Below are 6,624 nucleotides of genomic sequence, written 5' to 3'. Positions count from 1 at the left end.
ACCCCATGCCGAACTCAGAAGTGAAACGCCGTAGCGCCGATGGTAGTGTGGGGTCTCCCCATGTGAGAGTAGGGAACTGCCAGGCATCAAACAAGAAAAACCCCGTACCGTAAGGTACGGGGTTTTTTGCTTTGGGCGCGGAAAACATGCCGGATGGCGGCTTCCCCTTATCCGGCCTACAATTGTTAAAACAATTTTAACAATGGTGCCGCTTTGACTCGTCCCTTTGATTATCAACAAGATTTTGCCAATATTAATTTTCGCGAACATCCCGAACGGTATCAGGTGGGCCGGGGTGAGCAGGGCGTATTGATGGTCGAGCCTTATAAAAGCGAAATCCTTCCACACTGGCGTTATAAAAATGCTGAAGTCGCAGCGCGTTCGGCAGAAGAGATCTACGCCCTCTTTGAAGAGTACCGCAGGAATAACGATTTTGTAGGTATGGATATGGCGCGTAAATTCATACAGATGGGATACACCCGTGCCCGGCGATACGCCAATCATAAAGGCGGAAAAAAGTATGATGAGAAGCGCCAGGTCAAACCCCTCGATCACGATCCAGTAAAAGCAGAGGCCGCTGCGGTATTCAAAACGTGGTGGGATAAAATTCGTGCCGATGAAGATTATTTGCAGCGAAAAAAGGCTCACCAGCAAGCGTGGGGATAATTACTACGTCCGCTAATAATTCGATACCTGATCGAGTTCACAAAATCCAATGAAACATATTGGAAACATTTTATTTACCTAACGATTCGTTTTAAATCCGGTTTTACTGTTTGTGGGCAATGGCCCGCAATGTGAGACAGGGGATTTTAAAATGACAGAAACCGTAGCCAGTGCAGATACGGATAACACAAGTTTAGCAGGCAAGGATACTCGCCGTCGGGTTTGGGCAATTGTTGGAGCCTCATCGGGGAACCTTGTAGAGTGGTTTGATTTTTACGTCTATTCATTCTGTTCACTCTACTTTGCGCATATCTTTTTCCCATCAGGGAACACCACAACGCAGCTTCTGCAAACCGCAGGCGTTTTTGCCGCCGGGTTCCTGATGCGTCCCATTGGCGGATGGCTGTTCGGCAGGATCGCGGACAGGAAAGGGCGCAAGACATCCATGCTCATCTCTGTGTGCATGATGTGCGTCGGCTCGCTGGTGATTGCCTGCTTGCCCGGATATGACACAATCGGAACATGGGCACCGGCGTTGCTGTTGCTGGCACGTCTGTTCCAGGGGCTGTCAGTGGGTGGCGAATACGGCACCAGCGCGACATACATGAGCGAAGTGGCTGTTGAAGGGCGCAAAGGTTTCTATGCATCATTCCAGTATGTAACCCTCATTGGCGGACAGCTACTGGCGTTACTGGTTGTGGTGATCCTTCAACAAATCCTTAGCGATGAAGATTTACGCGCCTGGGGCTGGCGCATCCCGTTTGCCCTGGGGGCCGCCCTGGCGGTTGTGGCGCTGTGGTTACGCCGTCAGCTTGATGAAACCTCCCAGCAGGAGGTCAGGGCGCTGAAAGAAGCCGGTTCGATGAAAGGGTTGTGGCGTAACCGCAAAGCATTTTTGATGGTATTAGGCTTTACCGCCGCAGGCTCGCTAAGCTTCTATACCTTCACCACCTATATGCAAAAATATCTGGTCAACACGACGGGCATGCATGCTAACGTTGCGAGTGTCGTCATGACGGTGGCGTTACTGGTCTTTATGCTCATCCAGCCGATTGTTGGCGCGCTGTCGGACAAAATAGGTCGCCGCACCTCCATGCTGATCTTTGGTGGCATGCTCACCCTGGGGACTGTTCCGCTTTTGACGGCGCTACAGCATACAACCTCTCCGTATGCCGCTTTCGCTTTGATTATGGTGGCACTTATTATTATTAGTTTTTACACGGCAATCAGTGGCATTTTGAAAGCGGAAATGTTTCCCGCACAGGTGAGGGCGCTGGGCGTAGGCCTCTCTTATGCGGTCGCTAACGCCCTGTTTGGCGGATCAGCAGAATATGTCGCGCTATCCCTAAAGTCATGGGGCAGTGAAACGACCTTCTTCTGGTATGTCACCATCATGGGGGCGCTGGCGTTTATTGTCTCCCTGATGCTGCATCGTAAAGGAAAAGGGATCCGCCTTTAATAATGCGCCATCTGCCAGACGGCGTAGCCGGTTGTTGCCCCGGCTACGTCCCAGGCAAAATCTTTCCAGCTCCAGCCGCTTCCCGAGGGGCGGCTATCCCAAAGTTCTTTTGATGCCCCCAGGCTGATGGAGAACATCAGGCCCATTGTGGCACTTCGATCCCGGCTATACCCCTGGTGCAGCGCATACTCATTACCCGCAGCGGACAACATTGCAGACGCCAGAAAGTGTTGAGCTTTATCCTGACCCGACCAGTTATCATTAGCCATATGGCTGCAACCGGTCAGGAAAAGAGGGATTATCAGGAAAGGCGTACGCATTAACAGACTCCATAAAAAAGCCCCGTCGATGACAGGGCTCGTGTATTACAGAATGCGGCTGATGAGGCGGTCAATACGGATCCGACGTAGACGGCGAATCAGCTTGCGAACTTTCACCGGATAATCAGCGATGCTTTGCAGATCGCGATAATGACGAACCACGGTGGTATGCGTGCGTATAAGCTCCAGCTCACGATCGCGTTTCGCGGCTAACGCATGCTGAGGATCATGAATAAGGATGGCGTTTTCCAGATCCAGACGCCAGGCGCGTGGGTTCAGGTTATTACCGGTCAGCAGCATCCACTCGTCATCCACCCAAATCCCTTTGAGGTGATAGCTGTTGTCTTCATCTTTCCAGAGACGCACAACCAGCTGGTCCGTGTTCACATAGTACTGTAAACGGCTCAGGAAGCGGCGCAGGTTAATCTCATAGAGATAAGGCAGTGCGCCGATGATCTTGAAAGGCTGATCTTCCGGAATGAAAAAGTCATTTGCCGTTTTATCCCCGACAATGATTTCCACCTTTTTACCATCACGCAACAGCTGAATGATATTACGCACCAGAACGGCGGGAAGGTTGAAGTACGGGGTGCAGATGGTGAGCTTATGCTCAGCGCACGGCATCAAATGAAAGATGGTCTTGTTCAGCAGGCTGGATTTTCCCAGGCCTACCAGAGGCGTAACGGACAGTTCTTCATTACTGGCATCACCCTGAAAACGATAAACCGCATCGCGCAGTTCCTGGCGGAAGGAGCGAACGTCGTTTTTGATTTCCGGGCTTTTCGGACGATGAGGATCGTCAAGACGGTGCACACCCCGACCATGAACCAGGTTTTTATCAACCCAGTTGAACATGATGTCAGCCATCTGCGGATTGCGGATCAGATGGTAGCGATCGTAGCGGTATTTATCGAGCTGATGGAGATACACATCATTCAGGCTGGCGCCGCTATAAAGGACGCTGTCATCAATGATAAATCCTTTAAAATGAAGAACGCCAAGCGCTTCACGGGTATTCACCGGTACGCCATACACCGGGATATCAATCCCCGGATTTTCCTGGGCCGTGCGGCAATACCAGTCAGCATTGGTATTCGAGGCAGCCGCACCAATACGGCCACGCTGAGCACGGTGCCAGTCAACCAGCACGCGAACATCCAGTTCCGGACGCTGACGTTTCGCTTCATAGAGCGCGTTCAGGATCGCACGCCCACCTTCATCTTGTTCAAGATAGAGCGCCACAATGCAAATACGTCGCGTAGCGCTGGCAATCTTTTCAAGAAGCGTCTCCCGGAAATGAGCGGGAGCATAAAAGAACTCTACATCATCAACTGACTGAGAAATCTTCGGTAGTTGAGCAAGGTGTTGTTGATGTTTATTACGCTTAAATTTTGACAACATCACAGTGCGTTTCTTCTCTGTTCATTGAAGGGTTGTCTGTACCAGGCAAACAACATAAGCGGACAATGATACCCCAGTGCCGGTAAAAGTGGGTAACATTTCCAGCAGCTTACTCTTGTTTATCCGTCGAAGTCAGGCTGAGGGACAGAGAGACAATGCCTTCATCCAGCTGGATATCAACGTCAAAACCGAGCTTCCGCGCCAGGGTCACCATACCCCGATTGTTTGGCATAGTAATGCCATTCAGGCGTGACAATCCGTGATCGCGCGTATAACCAATGAGTTTTTCGAGCAGCCGTCTGCCCAACCCCAAACCCTTAAGATCGGAACGCACCAGTACGGCAAACTCGGCATCCACATTATCCGGGTCGGAAATGGCACGCGTCACGCCGAGGATCTCCTCTCCCGCTCCGGAACGGCGGACCGCCACAATCGCCATTTCTCGATCGTAGTCGATCTGGGTCATATTGGCTAAATCGTCATGGGTAAATTCATTGATTTCGCTGAAATAGCGATAGTACAAATCTTCCTTCGTCACCTGCGAGATGAACGCCCGCAGCAGCGGCTCGTCTTCCGGCAGGATAGGGCGAAACAGCGCCCGCTCCCCATTTTTCATCTCCACCCACTCTTCCAGATGAAGAGGATAAGGACGAATGGCGAGACGGCTTTCCGGGTCACCGATATAGGGCGCAATATCCAGCGTCACGTCCAGGGCGGTAAATTCATTTCCGGAGGCAAGAAGGGGGTGAATATCCAGGCGCTGGATCTCCGCACAGTCAACAATGAGGTTGGAGACCTTCACCAGAAACTGGCTTAATCCGGCGATATCAAGCGGCCGCAGAGCGCTTCTCCCGCGGATTTTTTTGCTTTTGATGGCCTGAATAATTAAATAACGCGCCAGGTTCATGTTCAGAGGGGGAAGCGCGACAACCGCCTGTTCTTCTGGCCGCCACTCAACGCCGCCTTCACCCAGCATAATGAGCGGACCAAAAACCGGATCGTGTTCGACAACCACGCGCAGCTCCTGCGCACCTGCACGGTTGGCCATGCTCTGCACCAGCAGGCCGTGGATCCTGGCCTGTGGCCACGTCATTTTTACGCGATCGATAATGGCATCCGCGGCCTGTTGTACTTCTGTCGCGGTGCGCAGATACAGCATGACGCCCTGCACATCCGATTTGTGCGGAATATCGGGAGAGCGCAGCTTCAGCGCGACCGGATAACCAATCTGCTCAGCAATATGTACCGCCTCAGCGCTGTCGCCGGCAATCCAGGTGGGCAGGGTTTGCATTCCATAACTGCCAAGAATGGGTTGTACCTCATGTGTGTCAAGGGAAGTGGCGCCCTCTTCGATGGCCTGCTGCAATAGCCTGTGCACATCCACCGAATTTGCGGTGAGATTGCCCGGCAGGGCAGGCGTTTCACGCAGCTGCTTCTGGTTGCGGCGGTATTCAACCATATGCATAAACGCGGTAATGGTGCCCTCTGGGGTACGGTAGGTTGGCAACCCGGCTTCACTAAACAGACGCCGTGCCTCCTGCGAGGAGAATTCGCCGCACCAGTTGGTCAGCAGGGTAACGTATTTACCGCGGGGATGGTTTCGGACCGCCTCAATCAGCGCACGCGCACTTTCGCTGCCTGGCGCAACCGCGCTGGGCGAATGGATAATCATCAGCGCATCAAAGTCCTGGCTATCCAGCAAAATCGTGATCGCCTTAATGTAACGATCGCTGCTGGCATCATCGCGCAAATCGAGGGGATTATCGGGAACAACGCTTCCCGGTAACGCATCCCGCAGGCGCTGGAGCGTCTCTTCACCCAGCGTGGCCAGCTTGCCGTTGCGTAGCCAGAGCTCGTCCAGCGCCAGGGCGGCGGGAGCTGCACCGTTGCTGACAATCATCAGCTTTTCACCGCGCAGGGGGCGCATGTGGCTTAACGTTTCGACGGCGGAAAAAAGCTCGTGCGTATCCTGTACCCGCAGTAAACCGGCGCGCTGGATCGCTGCATCCCATGCGGGATCCATCCCGGAACGGGAATGTAGCAGGCGCTGAGCCGCGGGGCTGCGCCCGCTTTTGATGACCAGAATCGGTTTATTACGTGATGCGCTACGCGACGCCGACACAAAACGACGGGCGTCGCTCAGGTGTTCAAGGTAGAGCAGGATAGCGCTGGTTTTGCTGTCACGCGCCAGGAAATCCAACAGCTCATCGACGTCAATGTCCAGGCTGTCGCCGAGGGCAATGAAATAGGAAAAGCCCATCTCACGCTGCTGCGCCCAGTCGAGGATGGTATTGGATACCGCAGCCGACTGCGAAATAAAGGCCAGTTTGCCTTTACGGATCGGAACCGGGGAAAAACTGGCATTCAGCCCTTGCCAGGGCGCAAGCAGACCGAGGCTATTTGGACCAAGAATGCGCATCTGGTAGCGGCTGGCGCAGGCCAGCAGTTCGGGCTGCTGTTCAGGAGGCGAGGAAAGAATAATGCAGGTTTTACAGCCTTTCTGACCGAGCGACTCAAGCAATTCGAGGTTTCGTTTCGCATGCGTACAGAGCACGGCGAGGTCGGGAACAAACGGTAAACTTTGCACGTCCGGCCACGCCAGCACCCCCTGTACCGCCTTATAAGCGGGCGTAACGGGCATGACCGGGCCGTTAAATCCGCCAGCCAGCAGATTGCGCATCATCAGATACCCTGCGCGGTCCGGTTTCATCGAGGCGCCAATAACGGCAATGGATTTCGGACGGAGTAGCGCTTCTAACCCTCTCTGGCTCATGCAGG

At 53.5% G+C, this 6,624-nt stretch carries 5 protein-coding genes and 1 rRNA gene; 3 read left to right on the top strand and 3 right to left on the bottom strand.

Going from position 1 to position 6,624, the window contains the following annotated elements; translation table 11 throughout:
• The 3 genes from rrf to ACOTX4_RS09340 all read left to right on the top strand — a co-directional run.
• Positions 1 to 85 (top strand): 5S ribosomal RNA (gene rrf / locus ACOTX4_RS09350); the annotation flags it as partial.
• Positions 86 to 213: 128 nt separating this feature from the next.
• Complete coding sequence (locus ACOTX4_RS09345; RefSeq protein WP_006811623.1) at positions 214 to 666, top strand: DUF4385 domain-containing protein; 453 nt, start codon at positions 214 to 216, stop codon at positions 664 to 666.
• 151 nt (positions 667 to 817) lie between these two features.
• Entirely contained in the window at positions 818 to 2,125 is a 1,308-nt protein-coding gene (locus ACOTX4_RS09340; RefSeq protein WP_003860741.1) for an MFS family transporter, read from the top strand.
• On the opposite strand, the gene ACOTX4_RS09335 is transcribed toward ACOTX4_RS09340, so the two are convergent.
• The 3 genes from ACOTX4_RS09335 to ACOTX4_RS09325 form a co-directional block, all read right to left on the bottom strand.
• Positions 2,122 to 2,445, bottom strand: a complete 324-nt coding sequence (locus tag ACOTX4_RS09335; protein ID WP_003860739.1) for a YfiM family lipoprotein — start codon at positions 2,443 to 2,445, stop codon at positions 2,122 to 2,124. The genes ACOTX4_RS09340 and ACOTX4_RS09335 overlap by 4 nt on opposite strands.
• A 45-nt stretch (positions 2,446 to 2,490) precedes the next feature.
• On the bottom strand, positions 2,491 to 3,846 hold the full coding sequence (gene pssA / locus ACOTX4_RS09330) for a CDP-diacylglycerol--serine O-phosphatidyltransferase (protein ID WP_045330531.1): 1,356 nt from the start codon (positions 3,844 to 3,846) through the stop codon (positions 2,491 to 2,493).
• Positions 3,847 to 3,955: 109 nt separating this feature from the next.
• Positions 3,956 to 6,619 (bottom strand): bifunctional acetate--CoA ligase family protein/GNAT family N-acetyltransferase, encoded by a 2,664-nt coding sequence (locus ACOTX4_RS09325; protein ID WP_022651672.1) that lies wholly within the window; start codon positions 6,617 to 6,619, stop codon positions 3,956 to 3,958.
• Between the last annotated feature and the right edge of the window lie 5 nt (positions 6,620 to 6,624).

Source organism: Enterobacter cloacae complex sp. IR5459 (genome assembly GCF_049238005.1).
Taxonomy (GTDB): domain Bacteria; phylum Pseudomonadota; class Gammaproteobacteria; order Enterobacterales; family Enterobacteriaceae; genus Enterobacter; species Enterobacter hormaechei_C.
The sequence above is the reverse complement of the archived record's forward strand: the minus strand, read 5'-3'. Positions and strand labels throughout refer to the sequence as shown.